Genomic DNA, 17,577 nt, shown 5'->3' on the forward strand with positions numbered 1-17,577 from the left:
GCGGGCGATGACAGCTGTGCTAGGGGGAGGCGCGCCAGCGTAAACTGCCAACATGAACGTTGACCGTTTGCACGCTGCCCCAGGACCACAGTCATGCACGACATCAAATCGATCCGCGACAATCCGCAAGCCTTCGACGCCGGCATCGCACGGCGCGGCCTCAAGCCGATGTCGGCCTCGCTGCTCGCGATCGACGAGAAGCGGCGTGCGGCGATTCTGGCCTCCGAGCAGGCGCAGGCGCGGCGCAACGCGGCATCGAAAGAAATCGGCGATGCCAAGAAGGCCAAGGACGAGGCGCGCGCCGCCAAGCTGATGGCCGAGGTCGCCGAACTGAAGACCACGATGCCGCAGCTCGAAGCTGCCGCGAAGGCCGCCGACGAGGAGTTGACGAAAGAGCTGTCCGCGATCCCAAACATTCCGTTCGACGAAGTGCCCGACGGCGTCGACGAGCACGGTAATGTGCAGCACCACGTGTTCGGCAACAAGCGCAACTACAGCTTTGCGCCGAAGTTGCATGACGATCTCGGCACCGCGCTCGGCTACATGGATTTCGAGGCCGCGGCAAAGCTCTCCGGTGCGCGCTTTGTCGTGCTGAAGAAGGGGCTGGCGCGGCTCGAGCGCGCCATCGGTCAGTTCATGCTCGACCTGCACACCACCGAGCACGGCTACACCGAAATCAATCCGCCGCTGCTCGTACGCAACGAGGTGATGTTCGGTACGGGGCAACTGCCGAAATTCGAGGACGACCAGTTCTGGGCGATCAAGGGCGAGCTGCTGGCTGCGCCCGACCATGAGCGGCTAAAGACCGAGCGCCTCGGCCTGATCCCGACCGCAGAAGTGTCGCTCACCAACCTCGCGCGCGAATCCATCCTCGACGAGAAGCAATTGCCGATGCGCCTCACCGCGCTGACGCCGTGCTTCCGCGCCGAGGCGGGCGCTGCGGGACGCGACACCCGCGGCATGATCCGCCAGCATCAGTTCACCAAGGTCGAGCTGGTCTCGATCACGACGCCGGAAGCGAGCAAGGACGAGCTGGAGCGGATGCTGTCCTGCGCAGAGCAGGTGCTTCAGAAGCTCGACCTGCACTACCGCGTGATGACGCTCTGCGCAGGGGATATGGGTTTCTCGTCGCAAAAAACCTACGACATCGAGGTCTGGATGCCCGGGCAGGGTGACGGCGGCATGTTCCGGGAGATCTCGAGCTGCTCGGTCTGCGGCGACTTCCAGGCTCGGCGCATGGATGCGCGCTCGCGCGGGCCGGACGGCAAGCCGCGCTTCGTGCACACGCTGAACGGCTCCGGCACCGCGGTCGGCCGCGCGCTCATTGCGGTGATGGAGACCTATCAGCAGGAGGATGGCTCGATCGCGGTTCCCAGCGTGCTCCAGCCCTATATGGGCGGGCTGAAGGTGGTCGCGCGCGAGTAGGGTTGCGAAGATCGGGCGGCAGGCTATCCTGCCGGCCCCTCAACGCGAACCCACCATTCATGGCCTTGCATCGCGACATCTTCTGGGTCGGCCGACAATGGGCGGTGACGGGGGCCGGCATCCAGGCCGTCGATCAGCGCCTGCGCGGCGTGCTCGACATCGAGATCGCGAGGCTCTGGGACGACGATCTCGTGCGGAGCCGGCGGGCGAAGCCCGGAGTCAATGCAGCGGATTTCGACAAGGCGCTGACGGTCGCGCGCGAACGCTTCCCGCAGGCGCCGGTGTCCGATCCGTTCGTCGCGCAGCTGGAGGCGCTCGGCGTGATCGAAAATCCTGTCGACAGCCCGGTCGTGCCGGCGATGCAGCTGCATGCCGAGGGTCGGCTGGCGCGCTTCCTGCCGCAATGGCGCATCCGCCGGTAGTAGGATCCACGCCGGGAACCTGGGCGCCGGACCCAATCGGCCGGTTTGCCTGATTGGGCAGAGCCGGATAAGACGGCTCAGACCCGCTTTCTGGAATCGACCTTTCGCATGCGTATTCTCTGCACCAATGACGACGGCATCCACGCCCCCGGCCTCAAGGTCGTGGAGGAGATCGCGCGCGCCTTGTCCGACGACGTCTGGGTGGTGGCACCGGAGCTCGACCAGTCCGGCGTGTCGCATTCGCTGTCGCTGAACGATCCGTTGCGCCTGCGCGAGGTCGGCCCGCGGCACTTCGCCGTGCGCGGCACGCCGACCGACTGCGTCATCATGGGCGCGCGCCACATCCTCGGGCCCAAATTGCCTGATGTTGTGCTGTCCGGCGTCAACAAGGGGCGCAACGTCGCCGAGGACGTGGTGTATTCCGGCACCATCGCCGGCGCGCTGGAAGGCACCATCCTGGGCCTGCCGTCGTTCGCGCTGTCGCAGGAATTCAGCGTCGAGACCCGCGAGCGGCCGCCGTGGGACACCGCGCGCAAGTTCGGGCCCGATATCCTGCGCAAGGTGATCGCCGCCGGCGTCCCGAGGGACACGGTGATCAATGTCAACTTCCCGTCGTGTGCGCCGGAGGATGTGCTCGGCATCCGCGTCACGCGCCAGGGCAAGCGCAATCTCGGCTTCCTCAGGATCGACGAGCGCAGGGACGGCCGCGGCAATCCCTATTTCTGGATCGGGTTCGAACGCACGGCGATGATGGACACGCCCGCCGACGGCACCGATCTCGCGGCGCTTCGCGAGCGCTACGTCTCGGTGACGCCGCTCAGGCTCGACCGCACTAACGAAGCGTTTTCAGAGGAATTGAGCGCGACGCTGAAGTAGCGCCTAGAGCATTACCGGTTCTGATTGAATCAGAACCGAAGCTCTAGATTCTTGTTTTGACGCGTTTTCTTCACGCGAACCGGTATCCACTTCGCTCGAAAACGCTCTAGCCGCTGCGAAGCGCGGCTTCGATGGTCTTGCCGAGTGCGTCGAGCTGGAACGGCTTCTGGAGCGCCGGCCGATCGCGGTACTGTTCGGGCAGGCCGGAGGAGCCGTAGCCGGTGGCGAAGATGAAGGGGCAGCCTTTCGCCCTGATAACATCGGCCACCGGCGAGATGACCTTGCCGTTGACGTTGACGTCGAGAATGGCGATGTCGAACTCGGTCGCCTGGGCGAGCCGCATGGCCTCGGTGATGTCGCCGGCCTCGGCAGCGACCTTGTAGCCGAGCTCTTCGAGCATGTCCGCAACCATCATCCTGATCATCACCTCGTCTTCGACGAGGAATACAGAGCGGCCGGAAAGCCCCGTCGCGGTCATGGTCGAGTCCTTGCCCATTCCCAAAAACGTTCGCAGATAACATGAATCGACGCAATGCGCGTTTTGACGAACGGCTGCCTGAAAATGGCGATCACGACTGGCCCGTTGCACGCCAATCTGTGCTCAAATATCCAGCCGAATGGTATCATGGGTTCCCGACCAAGGAACAAGATTCTCACGCCCGGGTTGGCGACTTAACGGGCCTGACAACACAGCATTGGCAGCAATGACCTCCCATCAACCCCCGCCCGAAAAGATGATGTTTCAGCTCACGCTGAGGCGCCGGGGCATCAGCGATCAGGCCGTGCTGCGGACGATGGAGGAGGTGCCGCGCGAGCTGTTCGTCGACGACGCCAACCGCGACGGCGCCTATCGCGACAGTGCACTGCCGATCGCCTGCGGGCAGACCATCAGCCAGCCCTTCGTCGTCGCCTACATGACCGAGCAGCTCCAACTCCAGAAGCGGCACCGCGTGCTCGAGATCGGCACCGGCTCCGGTTATCAGGCCGCCGTGCTGTCGCGGCTCGCAGGGCAGGTGCTCACGGTCGAGCGCTACCGCAAGCTCGCGGACACCGCACGCGCCAGGCTCGAAGAGCTCGGCTGCCACAATGTCGAGGTGATGCTCGGTGATGGCCTCAATCTGCCGGCCAATATCGGCCCGTTCGACCGCATCATCGTCACCGCCGCGATGGAGCAGATTCCAGAGAACCTGATCGAACGGCTCGAGATCGGGGGCATCCTGATCGCACCGGTCGGCCCGCATCAGGGCGTGCAGACGCTGACCCGCCTCAACCGCACCGAGGCGGGGATCGAGCGCAAGGAACTCGTCGATGTCCGCTTCGTGCCGGCGCTGCCTGGCGTGGCGCGGGAGCTGTAGAATTCCGGATTAGCTGTGCCGCCAACATCTTATTGGGAGGGTTAAGCCGTTATTTACTCGGCGCGTGTTTACTTAAAACACCAGTTCTGTTGCGTACGAGTGAGTAACCATGTCCGCTGTCGCCGAGTTGCTTTACTCGCGCCGCGTGCCGCAAGTCGCGGTGCTGGCGCTGATCTCCTTCAGTTTTGCGGGGTGCAGCGCCGACATGTCGTCGCGACTGTCCCAGTCGAATTTCTCCAATCCCTTCGCCTCGGAATCCACCGGTTCGGTGCAGCAGGCGCCACCGCCGCAGCGTGAGCTGCCGCAATATGCGCGGCCGCAGACGCAGCCTGGTTCCTATCAGTCCCAGCCCCTCCCTCCGCCCGCGGTGTCCACCCCGCAATCCTATCCCATTGCCTCTGGCGGCGGAGTGTCCGGTGGCGGGCGCGGCGTCGGCTCCTATGCGCCCCCGACGCAGCCGCACCTCGAGACCACGGCGACCGTGCCGCCACGCTCGGTTGCTGCAGCCCAGCCGGCCGGCGGCACCAAGATCATCGTCGGCACCAGCGACACGCTCGACGTGCTCGCCAAGCGCTATCATGTCACGCCGCAGGCGATCCTCGCCGCCAACGGCTACAAGGGCCCGCGCACGCTCTCGCCCGGCCAGCAGCTGATCATCCCGCATCCGGCCACGGCCGCTGCGCCTGCGCCGGCGATGGCTCCCGTCGCGGCTGTGCCTGCGGCGAAGCCGGTTGCAGCCGTCGCTGCGCCGCCGAGCACGCACTTCGTTAACCGTGGCGACACGCTCGCCAGCATCGCGCGCAAGAACCACATCTCGGCGGCCGAGCTAGCCCGTGCCAATGGCCTCGCGCCCTCGGCCAAGCTCAAGCTCGGCACTAAGCTGACCGTGCCCGGTGCCAAGTCCGCCGCCGTCGCGGTGCCGGTTGCTCCGGCTCCGGTCGCGGCTGCTCCGGTTGTGGGAACGCTCCAGCCCGTGGCGGCCGCTCCGGCGCCTGCTACCAAGATGGCCGCTGCCGCCGCGCCCGTGCAGAGCGCGCGTCTGGCCCAAGCCACGGCCAATGTTGAAGAGAAGCCCGCCGAGACGCCGGCGAAGGCTGCGGAGGCCACCGGCGCGCTGCCGACCTTCCGCTGGCCGGTGCGCGGCAAGGTGGTCACGAGCTACGGCGCCAAGACCAACGGCAAGTCCAATGACGGCATCAATCTCGCGGTGCCCGAGGGGACGCCGGTCAAGGCGGCTGAAGACGGCGTCGTCGCCTATTCCGGCAACGAGCTGAAAGGTTACGGCAATCTGGTCCTGGTTCGGCACTCCAACGGCTACGTCACCGCATATGCCCATGCGAGTGAGCTGTTGGTGAAGCGCGGCGATACCATCAAGCGCGGTCAGGTCATTGCCAAGTCGGGTCAATCCGGGGAAGTGGCGTCGCCGCAGCTCCACTTCGAGATCCGCAAGGGATCGAGCCCGGTTGACCCGCTTCAATTCCTGAACGGAGCGTGAGGCGGACGCTTCAGCCGGGTTCACACCGCGCGCTCACTGTCATCGTCCGCGAAGGCGGACGATCCAGTATTCCAGAGACAGCAATTGTTCAGCCGATAGGCCGCGGCGTACTGGATTCCCCGCCTGCGCGGGGAATGACAGGTGTAGGTGAGGCGAAACTGTCCGCTACATCATCCTCAGCTTCACACCCAGCCGTCCCGCCAGCTCCTGCACGAACTGCCAGGCGACGCGGCCTGAGCGGGAGCCGCGCGTGGTCGACCATTCCAGCGCCTCGCGCTCCAGCGCCTCGTCGTCGATCTTGATGCCGAAATGGCTGCAATAGCCGCGCACCATGGCGAGATACTCGTCCTGGCTGCAGCGGTGGAAGCCGAGCCAGAGGCCGAAGCGATCCGACAGTGAGACCTTCTCCTCGACCGCTTCGCCGGGATTGATCGCGGTCGAACGCTCGTTCTCGATCATCTCACGCGCCAGCAGATGGCGGCGGTTGGAGGTGGCGTAGAGGATGACGTTCTCGGGCCGGCCTTCGATGCCGCCTTCGAGCACGGCCTTGAGCGACTTGTAGGACGCATCATTGCCGTCGAAGGAGAGATCGTCGCAGAACACGATGAAGCGGAAGGCGGAGGCGCGCAGGCACTCCATCAGCGCGGGCAGGCTTTCGATGTCCTCGCGATGGATCTCGATCAGCTTCAGCTTGTCGGTCGGGTTGCGCTCCGCGTTGAGGCTGGCATGCGCCGCCTTCACCAGCGATGACTTGCCCATGCCACGCGCGCCCCAGAGCAGGGCGTTGTTGGCGGGCAGGCCATTGGCGAAGCGCTCGGTGTTCTCCATCAGGATGTCGCGCATCCGGTCGACGCCCTTCAGTAGGAATAGCTCGACGCGGCTGACCCGCGGCACTGCCGCAAGGCGGCCGTCCGGGTGCCAGACGAACGCGTCGGCCCGTTCGAACGACTCGGGTTCGAGGGTCGGGTTGCCCTGGGCCGAGAGGTGCGCTGCAATGGTCTCCAGCGCGCGGACGATGCGCTCCTGGGAGGGATCGACCGGGGCTGCCTTAGCGGCGCCCTTGGGACGTTTTGCCGCGACGCCGGCGGGCTTCTTGGCAGGGGTATTGGGGCCTTTGCCGGCCGGGCTTTTGCTGGGTTTTTTGGGCATGTCCGAAGTTCCTGAGAATGCAGCCTTATCGGGCCTGAGGACGCGCCGCAAGGTGGGCCAAAAGGGCGGTCTGGCAGCGTTGCAATTGGGGCAATGGCCGCTATAGTCCGCGCGAATTTGACCGAACCGGTCGCCTTTGAGGGCCTGACCGGCTTTCCCCCGTTGTCACGAGGATCGTCCGAATGCTGATTACCCCTGCGTATGCCCAGGCCGCGGGCGCCGGCGACACCAACAGCATGTTGATGTCGCTGCTGCCGTTCGCCCTGATCTTCGTGATCATGTACTTCCTGATTCTGCGTCCGCAGCAGAAGAAGGTCCGCGATCATGCCGACCTCGTGAAGAACATCCGCCGCGGCGACACGGTGGTGACCTCGGGCGGCCTCGTCGGCAAGGTCACCAAGGTCGTCGACGACGACCAGATCGAGTTCGAGATCTCCGACGGCGTGCGCGTGCGGCAGATGCGCCAGATGATCTCAGGCGTGCGCGCCAAGGGCGAACCGGCCAAAGAATCCAAGGAAAGCGCCAAGGACGACAGCGCGGCGAAGTGAATGCTTCCCCGCGAGTCACTATAAGTCTCCTGCAAGTCTCCTGATCTGACAGGTCTAGTCGATGTTGTATTTCACGCGGTGGAGGGCGCTCGGGATTATCCTGACGGCGCTGATCGTGTGCCTCTGCGCGGTCCCCAACTTCTTCCCCGAGGCGCAGGTCAAGACCTGGCCGGCCTGGGCGCAGCGCCGGCTCGTGCTCGGCCTCGACCTGCAGGGCGGATCCTATCTGCTGCTTGAGGTCGATTCCGCCTATGTGAGGAAGGAGAGGCTCGACCAGATCCGTGACGACGTTCGCCGGACGCTGCGCGATGCCAAGATCGGTTTCACCGGTGGCGTTACCGTGCGCAACGACGCGGTCGAAGTTCGCATCAGCAAGGAATCCGATGCGCAGGCCGCACTCGCCAAGCTGCGCGAGCTGTCGCAGCCGCTGGGCGGCCTCATGGGATCCGGCGGTCAGCGCGACCTTGAGGTCACCGATGCCGGTGGCGGTGTGATCCGCCTGAGCATCCCGCAGGCCGCGATGCTCGACCGCATGCGCAAGACCATCGAGCAGTCGATCCAGATCGTCGAACGCCGCGTCAACGAGCTCGGCACCGTCGAGCCCGTGATTCAGCGCCAGGGCAACGACCGCATCCTGGTGCAGGTCCCCGGCCTCCAGGATCCGACGCGCCTGAAGGAATTGCTGGGCAAGACCGCCAAGATGGAATTCCGCATGGTCGATACCTCCGTGCCGCCGGATCAGGCGCAGCAGGGCAGGTTGCCGCCGGAATCCGAACTCTTGATGAGCGCCTCGCCGCCGCCGACGCCTTACGTGGTCAAGAAGCAGGTGCTGGTCGCCGGCGGCGATCTGACCGACGCCCAGGCGAGCTTCGACCAGCGCACGGGTGAGCCGGTCGTCAGCTTCAAGTTCAATACGTCGGGCGCGCGCAAATTCTCGCAGGCGACGCAAGAGAATGTGGGACTGCCGTTCGCGATCGTGCTCGACAACAAGGTGATCTCGGCGCCCGTCATCCGCGAGCCGATCACCGGCGGCCAAGGCCAGATCTCCGGGAATTTCACCGTGCAATCGGCCAACGATCTCGCGATCCTCCTGCGCGCCGGCGCGCTGCCGGCGCCGCTCACGGTGGTCGAGGAACGCACCGTCGGTCCGGGTCTCGGCCAGGATTCGATCGAGAAGGGCGAGCTTGCGGCCTATGTCGGCTCGATCCTCGTCATCGTGTTCATGCTCGCGACCTACCGGCTGTTCGGCGTGTTCGCGAACGTCGCGGTGGCGATCAACGTCGCGATGATCTTCGGCCTGTTGTCGCTGCTCAACGCCACGCTAACGCTGCCTGGCATCGCCGGCATCGTGCTCACCGTCGGCATCGCGGTCGATTCCAACGTGCTGATCTACGAGCGCGTCCGCGAGGAACTGCGCGGCGGCCGCAACGCGATCTCGGCGATCGACGCCGGCTTCAAGCGGGCGCTGGCGACCATCCTCGATTCCAACATCACCACCTTCATTGCTGCCGCCGTGCTGTTCTACATCGGCACCGGCCCGGTGCGCGGCTTTGCCGTGACGCTCGGCATCGGCATCATCACCACGGTGTTCACCGCCTTCACTCTGACGCGGCTGATCGTCGCCGGGTGGGTGCGGTGGAAGCGGCCGCAGAGCGTGCCGATCTAGGAGCCTGATCGTGACTCATACCGTTCTCATCGGGCTCGGCGTCCTCATCGCCATTCTCACCGTGGTCGCGGCCCTCGGCCTCTTGCCGTCGCTGCGCATCGTTCCGGACAATACGCATTTCGACTTCACGCGCTTTCGCCGCGTCAGCTTCCCGATCTCGGCGGCGCTGTCGATCGTCGCGATCACGCTGTTCTTCACCCACGGGCTGAATTTCGGCATCGACTTCCGCGGCGGCACGCTGCTGGAGGTGCAGGCCAAGTCCGGCACCGCCGACATCGCGGCGATGCGCACGACGCTGGATTCCCTGCGTCTCGGCGAAGTCCAGCTGCAGCAGTTCGGTGGTCCCGCTGACGTCCTGATCCGCGTTGCGGAGCAGCCCGGCGGCGACGCCGCGCAGCAGGAGGCCGTGCAGAAGGTCCGCGCAGCGCTCGGCGATTCCGTCGAATATCGCCGCGTCGAGGTGGTCGGACCGCGCGTCTCCGGTGAGCTCTTGGCCTACGGCATGCTCGGCCTGATGCTCGCGATCGTGGCGATCCTGATCTATCTCTGGTTCCGCTTCGAATGGCAGTTCGCGCTCGGCGCCATGATCGCCAACGTGCACGACATCGTGCTCACGATCGGCTTCATGTCGATCAGCCAGGTCGATTTCGACCTGACCAGCATCGCCGCGCTGCTGACGATTCTCGGCTATTCGCTCAACGACACCGTCGTCATCTACGACCGTATCCGCGAAATGCTGCGGCGCTACAAGAAGATGCCGATGCCGCAGCTGCTCAACGAGTCCATCAACTCGACGCTGTCGCGCTCCATCATCACCCACGTCACGGTGACGCTGGCACTGCTCGCGCTGCTGCTGTTCGGCGGACACGCCATCCACAGCTTCACCGCGGTGATGATGTTCGGCGTGGTGCTGGTCGGCACCTACACTTCGATTTTCATTGCGGCGCCGATCCTGATCTATCTCGGTGTCGGCGAGCATCGCGAAGATGCGCCGGATGCGGCTACGCCGGCGAAGAAAAACAAGGCATGATCCGAACCGCATACCCACGCACGCGTTTGCGGGGGTAGTAAGCTCATTCGGACCTGGCTCATGGCTGGCGACCCCAACGCACCCCATTTCCCGCGCTCGGCGCCGATCGAAGCCTATGGCAAGGGCGGCTTCGCCTTCGCCGGCATGTCGCATCGAGGATCGTTGCTGTGCCTGCCCGACGCGATCTGGGCCTGGGACGTGACGGACCCCACCAAGATCGACCGCTACTCGCTCGATCGCGTGTTCACGGCCGCCAACAGCATCGACACGCTTCTGGTCGGCACTGGAACCGGGGTTTGGCTTCCGCCGCCGGAACTCCGCCAGGCCTTGAAGGCGGTGAGGGTGGTGCTGGATACGATGCAGACCGGCCCCGCCGTGCGCACCTACAACATCATGATCGGCGAGCGACGCCGCGTGGCAGCCGCGCTGATCGCGGTGCCATGAGCAGCACCGCGCCGCCACCCGATTCGGCTACCTTCTGCGCCGATCTCGTGCGCAGCCACGACTTTCCGCGTTATGTTGCGACGCTGTTCGTACCCGCCGCAGAGCGCCGCGCGCTGCTGGCGCTCTATGCCTTCAATGCGGAGATCGTGCGCGTTCGCGACCAGGTGAGCCAGCCCTTGCCCGGCGAGATTCGCCTGCAATGGTGGACCGACATGCTGTCAGGCCATGTCCATGGCAGCGCCGAGGGCAATCCGGTGGCGGCGGAGCTGCTCCGCGCGATCCGCGATTACGACCTGCCGATCGAGCCGCTGTCGCTGCTCGCCGACGAGCACCAGTTCGATCTCTACAACGATCCGATGCCGACCATGGCGGCACTGGAAGGCTATCTGGCGGCGACCTCATCGGCGTTGTTTGCCCTTGCAGCCCGGATCATGGCGCCGCCGTCGGAGGCGGCCGAGCATCTCGCCCGTCATGCTGGGCTTGCCCAGGGAATTGTCCAGGTCGTTGCCAACCTGCCGCGTGATGCGGCGCACCGGCAATTGTTCCTGCCGCAGCAAGTGCTGGCGAGCCACAACTGCAATATGGAGGATGTGTTCGCCGGCAAGGAGACGCCGAGCCTGCGCGCCGTACTGGATCAGCTCGCGGGCGAAGCGCGGCAGCATCTGACCACGGCCTCCTCGCTGCTGCCGCAGGTGCCGCCATCCGTGCGGCCCGCGTTTTTGCCACTGAGCCAGACCCAGGCCGATCTGCAGCGCCTGTCGAAACCTGGCCGCAATCCGTTCGCGCCGCAGCCGGCCTTGCGGCTGCGCACGCTGTGGACGCTGTGGCGGGCTTCGCGCTCCAGGGAATTTACCAAATAGGGGTCGGCTTATCGCCTGTGGCGGCCAAATGCTCTATGCTGGCCTATGGCTGACTTGTCCCAAAGCGCGACCTCCGATCTCGGCGACTTCCCGGTCGCACCAAGCGACATCCATGCGGCCGCCGAGACCATCCGGGGTGCCGTCGTCGAAACGCCCTGTAGCTACAGCCGGACGCTGAGCAACATCTGCGGCTGCGACATCTGGCTGAAATTCGAGAACCTCCAGTTCACCTCCTCGTTCAAGGAACGCGGCGCCCTCAATAGGCTCACCGCACTGACGCCGGAGGAGCGCGCGCGCGGCGTCATCGCGATGTCGGCGGGTAACCACGCACAGGGCGTCGCCTATCACGCAAGAAGGCTCAACATTCCCGCCACCATCGTCATGCCGGTCGGCACGCCCATGGTGAAGATCGAGAACACCAGGCATCACGGCGCGGAGGTGGTGGTTACGGGCGCGACGCTGGAGGAGGCGGCCGCGTTCGCGCGGAGCCACGGTGAGGCTCGCGGCATGATCTTCGTCCACCCCTATGACGATCCGCTGGTGATCGCCGGGCAGGGTACCGTCGGACTGGAGATGCTGAAGGCGGTGCCGGAGCTCGATACGCTGGTCGTCCCGATCGGCGGCGGCGGGCTGATCAGCGGCATCGCCATTGCCGCCAAGTCGATCAAACCGTCGCTACGGATGCTCGGCGTCGAGGCCTGGCTCTATCCCTCGATGTACAATGCCATCCATGACGGGAATCTGCCGGCGCGCGGTGACACGCTCGCCGAAGGCATCGCGGTCAAATCGCCCGGCAAGATCACCACCGAAATCGTCCGCCGCCTCGTCGATGACATCGCGCTTGTGAACGAAGCCGAGCTCGAGCGTGCGGTTGCGACCCTGATCTCGATCGAGAAGACGGTGGTCGAGGGCGCCGGTGCCGCCGGCCTTGCCGCGCTGATGTCCGATCCATCTCGCTTCGCCGGCCAGAAAGTGGGCCTGGTGCTGAGCGGCGGCAACATCGATACGAGACTGATCGCCTCGGTCCTGACCCGCGAGCTGGCACGCGAGGGGCGACTGACCCAACTCTCGCTCGATATTCCTGACCGCCCCGGGCAATTGGCCGCGGTCGCGGCGCTTTTGGCCGAAGCCGGCGCCAACATCATCGAGGTCTCGCACCAGCGGACTTTCTCCGACCTGCCGGCCAAGGCGACGCTGCTGCAACTGGTCATCGAGACCCGCGACAGCGCCCATCTCGACGAGGTGATGGCAAGGCTCAGCGCATCCGGGTTGACCGCGCGCTGCACGTGAGCGCGTCCTATCGCGGTGTTAAACCCGCGACGTGACCGATCAGCCGATCGATCTCGGCTTCCGTATTGTAATAGTGCGGCGAGGCGCGCACGACCGGCGGCAGCGCGCGGAGTTCTGCATCGATGCGGGTGCTCGACGGATCCGAAGCGCCGATGGTGATGCCCGCCGCAGCGGCACTGCTGACAATGGCGTCCGCGTCATATCCCTCCACCGTGAAACTGACGATGGCACCCGGGCGGCGGCCGAGGTCGCGTATTTGGATGCCGCGAATGGAGGCGAGGCCGCTGCGAAGACGGTCTGCAAGCAAGCGGCAGCGCTGCTCAATAGGACCAAGGCCGATCGCGAGGGCATAATCGACAGCAGCCCCCAATCCAAGCCGGGCCGCGTAGTTGTTCTCCCAGGTCTCGAAACGGCGCGCATCATCGCGGAGCTGATACTCATCGCACGAGACCCAGGGCGCCGCGAAATGGTCGATCATCGGCGGCTCAAGCCGCTGCAGCATCGCTCGGCGGACGTAGAGAAAGCCGGTACCGCGCGGCCCGCGCAGGAATTTGCGCCCCGTGGCGGACAGCATGTCACAGCCGATGGTTTCGACATCGACCACCATCTGGCCGACCGCCTGGCAGGCATCGAGCAGATAGGGAATGCCGTGCGCTCGCGCGATCCTGCCGATCGCCGCCGCGGGATTGACCAGCCCGCCATTGGTCGGAACCCAGGTGATGGCGATGAGCTTCACGCGGTCATCGATCATGCGTTCGAGCGCAGCGACATCGAGTTCGCCCGTCGCGTCGCTCGGCACGACGTCGATGATCGCGCCTGTACGCTTGGCCATCTGAAGAAACGCGACATAGTTGGCGGCGTACTCTGCCTCGGCGGTCAGGATGCGATCGCCCTGGGCAAATGGAAGCGAATAAAACGCCATCTGCCAGGCAACCGTCGCGTTCTCCATGAGGGCGATCTCGTCGGGCGCGGCATTCAGCAGCCGCGCGACCGAACCGTAGACCGTGTCGAGCCGGGCGGACTCGCGATCAGCGGCGGTATAACCTCCGATCTCGCTTTCGAGGTCGATGTGCCGCTTCATCGCTGTGGCGACGGGCGTTGGCATGAGAGCAGCACCCGCATTGTGGAGATACGCAAGCCGGGAGGCGGCTGGTGTGTCGGTGCGTATCCGGTCGATGTCGATCAAGTGAGAGCCTCTGCGTTAGGGTTCCCTGAGTTTGGCACAACGACGCACGCGAGCAAGATCGGACAATGGATGCCGCGCCTGGAGCATGCCGATCCGGATGCTATGATGATAGAGGGCGTGATTTGGTAGGAATTTGAAAGGACCCGCGATGGCGAAGAACACGATTTGCCTCTGGTACGACAAGGACGCCGAGGCGGCGGCCCGCTTCTACGCCGAGACGTTCCCCGCTAGCGCCGTGAGTGCCGTTCACCGCGCGCCCAGCGATTACCCGTCCGGCAAGGCCGGCGATGTGCTGACGGTCGAATTCACAGTGGCTGGCCTTGCTTGTCTCGGACTTAACGGCGGGCCCATGTTCAGACACAACGAGGCCTTCTCGTTTCAGATCGCTACCGACGATCAGGAGGAGACTGACCGCTATTGGAACGCCATCGTCGGCAATGGCGGGCAGGAAAGCGCTTGCGGCTGGTGCAAGGACAGATGGGGCGTCTCCTGGCAGATCACGCCGCGCGTATTGATCGAGGCGCTGGCGGCCGGCGGCCCTGAAGCCAAGCGCGCCTTCGACGCGATGATGGGCATGACCAAGATCGACGTCGCCGCAATCGAGGCGGCGCGGCGCGGCTGAAATTGTCAGGCCTCAGATGCAGAGGCTGAGCAGCTTGATGTGGCAGCCGCTGGACTTTGGCTTGCTCGTGGGCACGGCCTCGCGCTTCACGGCAACCAGCGGCTCCTTGTCCTTCTTTCTCTTGCCCTTCGGCTCGTAGTCGCCGGCGATCACCATCGCCCAATAGGTGCGCTTGCCGCTGGCATTCTTGGCGCTCGCGATGCCGACGCGGGAGGCGTTGTGCAGCAACAGGTTCTTGCGGTGTCCGGAGGAGTCGATCCACTGTCCCAGGGTCTTCTCGAAATTGTCGTAGCCGTAGGCGATGTTCTCGGCGGCACGGCCCGCGCCGGCTGGCGCCACACGGCGGTTGAACGGGCCGAGTGCGTCGTGGCTGAGATCGTCCTTCGTCGCCATCGCGCGGGCCTGGTCCATGGCGATGCGGTCAAGGGTTGAATCGCGGACGACACGGACTTCGCCGTGCTTGAGGCGGAAGCTCGAGATCAGCTCGGCGGGGGACTCGGCCATTGCGGGTGTGATGGCCAGCAGTAGAAGGCCGGCGATCACCCCGCCGACCACACGATGCATCATCGTCCCCCGACCGCCCATGACCCCCACCAAGTCTGCCCCAAGTCTGCCTTTGCCGACCGCTTCTCTATCGCCAATGTGGACGCTTCAAGGCGCCAGGCCCTAGCTCGTTGGCAGATCCGCCTCGAAATTGAAGCGATCGCGCAGGTTCTTGCGCTGCTCGAGGATGGCCTTGAGGAAGGCGCGGTCCTGATCGTTCTTCATCATCGGCTCGATCAGGTCGAGCTGGTTCATGGCGACCAGTTGCAGGATCTCGGTGCGCGGTTTGCCGCTGGTGTCGCGGGGCAGGGCGTGCACGACCTGGATGTGTTCCGGCGGCTTCGGGCCCTTGGCGGCCGCAAGCTCGTTGCGCAGATCGCCTTCGAGCACGGCCTGATCGGCTTCGACGAAGGCATAGAGCCCGACGCCGGAGCGGCGGTCGGCAAAGGCGACGATGGCGGTGTCGCGCACGGCCGGGTTCTTGCGGATCAGTGCCGCCAGCACCGGCGCGTCGTTGACGAGCCGGCGGCCGCCACCCTCGCGGTCAGTGAAGTTGAACAGGCCGCGGGTGATGGCGCGATAGACCTTCTTGCCGGTGACAAGCCAGAGGCTCGCCGCGAACGATTTCTTCGCCAGGATCTTCCGCTCGCGCGGCGTCAGTGCGTCCGGTGCGTAGGAGCGCTTGTGCTTGAGCAGATGCCGGAGGTCTTCATAGGCAAGGATGCGGTAGAGCCGGCCGCGCCGCGCAAAGCAGGCCGCGAGCTGAAAGTCGGTCACATAGGCATGGCCGTCGCGTCCGACCAACCAGTTCTGTTCCTTGGCGAGATCGTTGTGGCAGATGCCGGCGCGGCGAAGCCGGCGCAGCGCGGCCTTGGCCGAGCGGAAATAGGCGAGGTCGCCATGCGGCTTGGCCAGATGCAGCGCGACGCCATCAACGAAGCCGCGCACCAGCGCGCGGCGTCCAGCCCACAGCAGCTCCGGACCGACGTTGAGGCCTTTGGCGAGCGCCAGCGCGCGCTTCTCGCGGGCGAACAGATGGCGTGCCAGGAGGAACGACCACCACGGCACCTCGTCGAGCCGGCGCAGCACCGCGTCGACCTCGCCGTCCTCGCTGCGGAAGCGGCCGCGCTCGACGGTCGAGAACACGTCGCGCTTGAGCAGTACGCCCTCGGTCCAGCGCGCCGAGAGCGCCGCGGCGTCGTCTTGGGGGAGGCTCATCGAAAACTCACGCCGCGGCGGCAATGCGCAGGTGATCGGCGATCCAGCGATCGAGATCGGCGAGCGCGCGTGCGCTCATCGCCTGCTTCTTGGCCACCGTCTTCTCGTTGCCGCGCAGCCGCGTGCCGTCGGCCTTCTTGGTCGGCACGGTCGCGAGCGGCGGGAATAGGCCGAAATTGATGTTCATCGGCTGAAACGAGCGCGTGCCGGGCTCGATGGTTTCGATATGGCCGCCCGTGATGTGGCCGAGCAGCGATCCCAGCGCCGTCGTGCCGGGCGGACTCGCCAGCGTTTCGCCGCGCGCATCGGCGGCCGCGTAGAGGCCCGCGATCAGGCCGACGCTGGCGGATTCCACATAGCCCTCACAGCCCGTCATTTGGCCAGCAAAGCGCAGCCGCGGCTGCGCGCGCAGGCGCAACTGGCCATCGAGCAGCTTTGGCGAATTGAGGAAGGTGTTGCGATGCAGGCCGCCGAGGCGGGCGAATTCGGCCTTCTCCAATCCCGGAATGGTGCGGAAGATGCGCTGCTGCTCGCCGTATTTCAGCTTCGTCTGGAAGCCGACGATGTTGTAGAGCGTGCCGAGCTTGTTGTCCTGGCGCAGCTGCACGATCGCGTAAGGCTTTGTGGTCGGATCGTTCGGATTGGTGAGGCCGACCGGCTTCATCGGACCGTGGCGCAGCGTTTCGGGGCCGCGTTCCGCCATGACCTCGATCGGCAGGCAGCCGTCGAAATAGGGCGTGTTGGTCTCCCACGCCTTGAACTCGGTCTTCTCGCCGGCGATCAGTGCCGCGACGAAGCCATCATACTGCTCCTTCGTCATCGGGCAGTTGATGTAGTCGGCGCCGTTGCCGCCAGGACCGACCTTGTCGTAGCGCGACTGGAACCAGGCCACCGACATGTCGATGGAGTCGCGGTGCACGATCGGCGCGATCGCATCGAAGAAGGCGAGCGCATTCTCGTCCGTCAGCTCGCGGATGGCATCGGCCAGCGGCGCAGAGGTGAGGGGGCCGGTCGCAACGATGACGTTGCTCCAGTCGGCCGGCGGCAGGCCTGCGACCTCGCCGCGGGCGATCTCGATCAGGGGGTGGTCGTTCAGCGCCTTGGTGACGGCCGCAGAGAAGCCGTCGCGGTCGACGGCCAGGGCGCCGCCGGCGGGTACCTGGTTGGCATCGGCGGCGCGCATGATCAGCGAGTCGAGCCGGCGCATTTCCGCATGCAGTAGGCCGACGGCGTTGTTGGCGGCGTCGTCCGAGCGAAACGAATTGGAGCAGACGAGCTCGGCGAGCCCGTCGGTGCGGTGCGCCTCGGTCATGCGGCTCGGCCGCATCTCGTGCAACACCACGGCCACGCCCGATTTGGCGACCTGCCAGGCGGCTTCGGAACCGGCAAGGCCGGCGCCGATCACGTGCACGATGTTGGATTGGGGTCCTGTCATGGAGCGGACAGGT

Annotated in this window: 19 protein-coding genes; 13 read left to right on the top strand and 6 right to left on the bottom strand. The window is 65.4% G+C overall.

Annotated elements, in window-relative coordinates:
* The first annotated feature begins 93 nt into the window (after nt 1-93).
* The 3 genes from serS to surE all read left to right on the top strand — a co-directional run bounded on the left by serS (nt 94) and on the right by surE (nt 2,723).
* A complete protein-coding gene (gene serS / locus AAE027_RS05400) occupies nt 94-1,425 on the top strand; it encodes a serine--tRNA ligase (RefSeq protein WP_370987206.1) in 1,332 nt (443 codons plus the stop codon).
* A 59-nt stretch (nt 1,426-1,484) separates the two neighbouring features.
* A complete protein-coding gene (locus tag AAE027_RS05405) occupies nt 1,485-1,847 on the top strand; it encodes a hypothetical protein (protein ID WP_370987207.1) in 363 nt (120 codons plus the stop codon).
* A 108-nt stretch (nt 1,848-1,955) separates the two neighbouring features.
* Nucleotides 1,956-2,723, top strand: coding sequence for a 5'/3'-nucleotidase SurE (surE, locus tag AAE027_RS05410; RefSeq protein WP_370987208.1), 768 nt, complete (start codon nt 1,956-1,958; stop codon nt 2,721-2,723).
* A gap of 106 nt (nt 2,724-2,829) precedes the next feature.
* Here surE and AAE027_RS05415 read toward each other — a convergent pair whose 3' ends face one another.
* On the bottom strand, nt 2,830-3,201 hold the full coding sequence (locus AAE027_RS05415) for a response regulator (protein WP_091886060.1): 372 nt from the start codon (nt 3,199-3,201) through the stop codon (nt 2,830-2,832).
* A gap of 41 nt (nt 3,202-3,242) precedes the next feature.
* Between AAE027_RS05415 and AAE027_RS05420 the strand changes: the two genes are divergently transcribed.
* From AAE027_RS05420 to AAE027_RS05430, 3 genes are all read left to right on the top strand, one after another.
* Nucleotides 3,243-3,431 carry a hypothetical protein gene (locus tag AAE027_RS05420; RefSeq protein WP_370987209.1) on the top strand — a complete coding sequence of 63 codons (189 nt, stop codon included), beginning with the start codon at nt 3,243-3,245 and terminating at the stop codon, nt 3,429-3,431.
* Nucleotides 3,428-4,078, top strand: coding sequence for a protein-L-isoaspartate(D-aspartate) O-methyltransferase (locus AAE027_RS05425; protein ID WP_091885512.1), 651 nt, complete (start codon nt 3,428-3,430; stop codon nt 4,076-4,078). Before AAE027_RS05420 ends, AAE027_RS05425 begins: the two co-directional genes overlap by 4 nt.
* 109 nt (nt 4,079-4,187) lie before the next feature.
* Nucleotides 4,188-5,573, top strand: a complete 1,386-nt coding sequence (locus tag AAE027_RS05430) for a peptidoglycan DD-metalloendopeptidase family protein (protein ID WP_370987210.1) — start codon at nt 4,188-4,190, stop codon at nt 5,571-5,573.
* Between the two features lie 165 nt (nt 5,574-5,738).
* On the opposite strand, the gene AAE027_RS05435 is transcribed toward AAE027_RS05430, so the two are convergent.
* Nucleotides 5,739-6,722, bottom strand: coding sequence for an ATP-binding protein (locus tag AAE027_RS05435; RefSeq protein WP_370987211.1), 984 nt, complete (start codon nt 6,720-6,722; stop codon nt 5,739-5,741).
* Between the two features lie 182 nt (nt 6,723-6,904).
* Between AAE027_RS05435 and yajC the strand changes: the two genes are divergently transcribed.
* From yajC to AAE027_RS05465, 6 genes are all read left to right on the top strand, one after another.
* Nucleotides 6,905-7,270, top strand: coding sequence for a preprotein translocase subunit YajC (gene yajC, locus AAE027_RS05440; protein ID WP_091885503.1), 366 nt, complete (start codon nt 6,905-6,907; stop codon nt 7,268-7,270).
* A 61-nt stretch (nt 7,271-7,331) separates the two neighbouring features.
* Nucleotides 7,332-8,936 (top strand): protein translocase subunit SecD, encoded by a 1,605-nt coding sequence (secD, locus tag AAE027_RS05445; RefSeq protein WP_370987212.1) that lies wholly within the window; start codon nt 7,332-7,334, stop codon nt 8,934-8,936.
* A gap of 10 nt (nt 8,937-8,946) precedes the next feature.
* Entirely contained in the window at nt 8,947-9,966 is a 1,020-nt protein-coding gene (gene secF / locus AAE027_RS05450) for a protein translocase subunit SecF (RefSeq protein ID WP_370987213.1), read from the top strand.
* Between the two features lie 60 nt (nt 9,967-10,026).
* Nucleotides 10,027-10,410 (top strand): Mth938-like domain-containing protein, encoded by a 384-nt coding sequence (locus AAE027_RS05455; protein ID WP_091885494.1) that lies wholly within the window; start codon nt 10,027-10,029, stop codon nt 10,408-10,410.
* Entirely contained in the window at nt 10,407-11,270 is an 864-nt protein-coding gene (locus AAE027_RS05460) for a phytoene/squalene synthase family protein (protein WP_370987214.1), read from the top strand. The genes AAE027_RS05455 and AAE027_RS05460 overlap by 4 nt, the downstream gene beginning before the upstream one ends.
* A 45-nt stretch (nt 11,271-11,315) precedes the next feature.
* On the top strand, nt 11,316-12,560 hold the full coding sequence (locus AAE027_RS05465) for a threonine ammonia-lyase (RefSeq protein WP_370987216.1): 1,245 nt from the start codon (nt 11,316-11,318) through the stop codon (nt 12,558-12,560).
* A 7-nt stretch (nt 12,561-12,567) separates the two neighbouring features.
* Here the strand turns inward: AAE027_RS05465 and AAE027_RS05470 are convergent, their stop codons facing one another.
* Entirely contained in the window at nt 12,568-13,746 is a 1,179-nt protein-coding gene (locus AAE027_RS05470; RefSeq protein WP_370987217.1) for an aminotransferase class V-fold PLP-dependent enzyme, read from the bottom strand.
* 148 nt (nt 13,747-13,894) lie between these two features.
* On the opposite strand from AAE027_RS05470, the gene AAE027_RS05475 reads away from it, so the two are divergent.
* Nucleotides 13,895-14,368 (top strand): VOC family protein, encoded by a 474-nt coding sequence (locus AAE027_RS05475; RefSeq protein ID WP_370987218.1) that lies wholly within the window; start codon nt 13,895-13,897, stop codon nt 14,366-14,368.
* 12 nt (nt 14,369-14,380) lie between these two features.
* Here the strand turns inward: AAE027_RS05475 and AAE027_RS05480 are convergent, their stop codons facing one another.
* The 3 genes from AAE027_RS05480 to trmFO form a co-directional block, all read right to left on the bottom strand.
* Nucleotides 14,381-14,932: a CAP domain-containing protein gene (locus tag AAE027_RS05480; RefSeq protein ID WP_176945518.1), complete on the bottom strand. Its 552-nt coding sequence runs from the start codon at nt 14,930-14,932 to the stop codon at nt 14,381-14,383.
* Nucleotides 14,933-15,034: 102 nt separating this feature from the next.
* Entirely contained in the window at nt 15,035-16,129 is a 1,095-nt protein-coding gene (locus AAE027_RS05485) for a serine/threonine protein kinase (protein ID WP_370987219.1), read from the bottom strand.
* A gap of 7 nt (nt 16,130-16,136) precedes the next feature.
* Nucleotides 16,137-17,564 carry a methylenetetrahydrofolate--tRNA-(uracil(54)-C(5))-methyltransferase (FADH(2)-oxidizing) TrmFO gene (gene trmFO, locus AAE027_RS05490; RefSeq protein ID WP_370987220.1) on the bottom strand — a complete coding sequence of 476 codons (1,428 nt, stop codon included), beginning with the start codon at nt 17,562-17,564 and terminating at the stop codon, nt 16,137-16,139.
* Nucleotides 17,565-17,577: the final 13 nt, after the last annotated feature.

Origin of the sequence: Bradyrhizobium sp. DN3 (genome assembly GCF_041357655.1) — a bacterium.
Classification (GTDB): domain Bacteria; phylum Pseudomonadota; class Alphaproteobacteria; order Rhizobiales; family Xanthobacteraceae; genus Bradyrhizobium.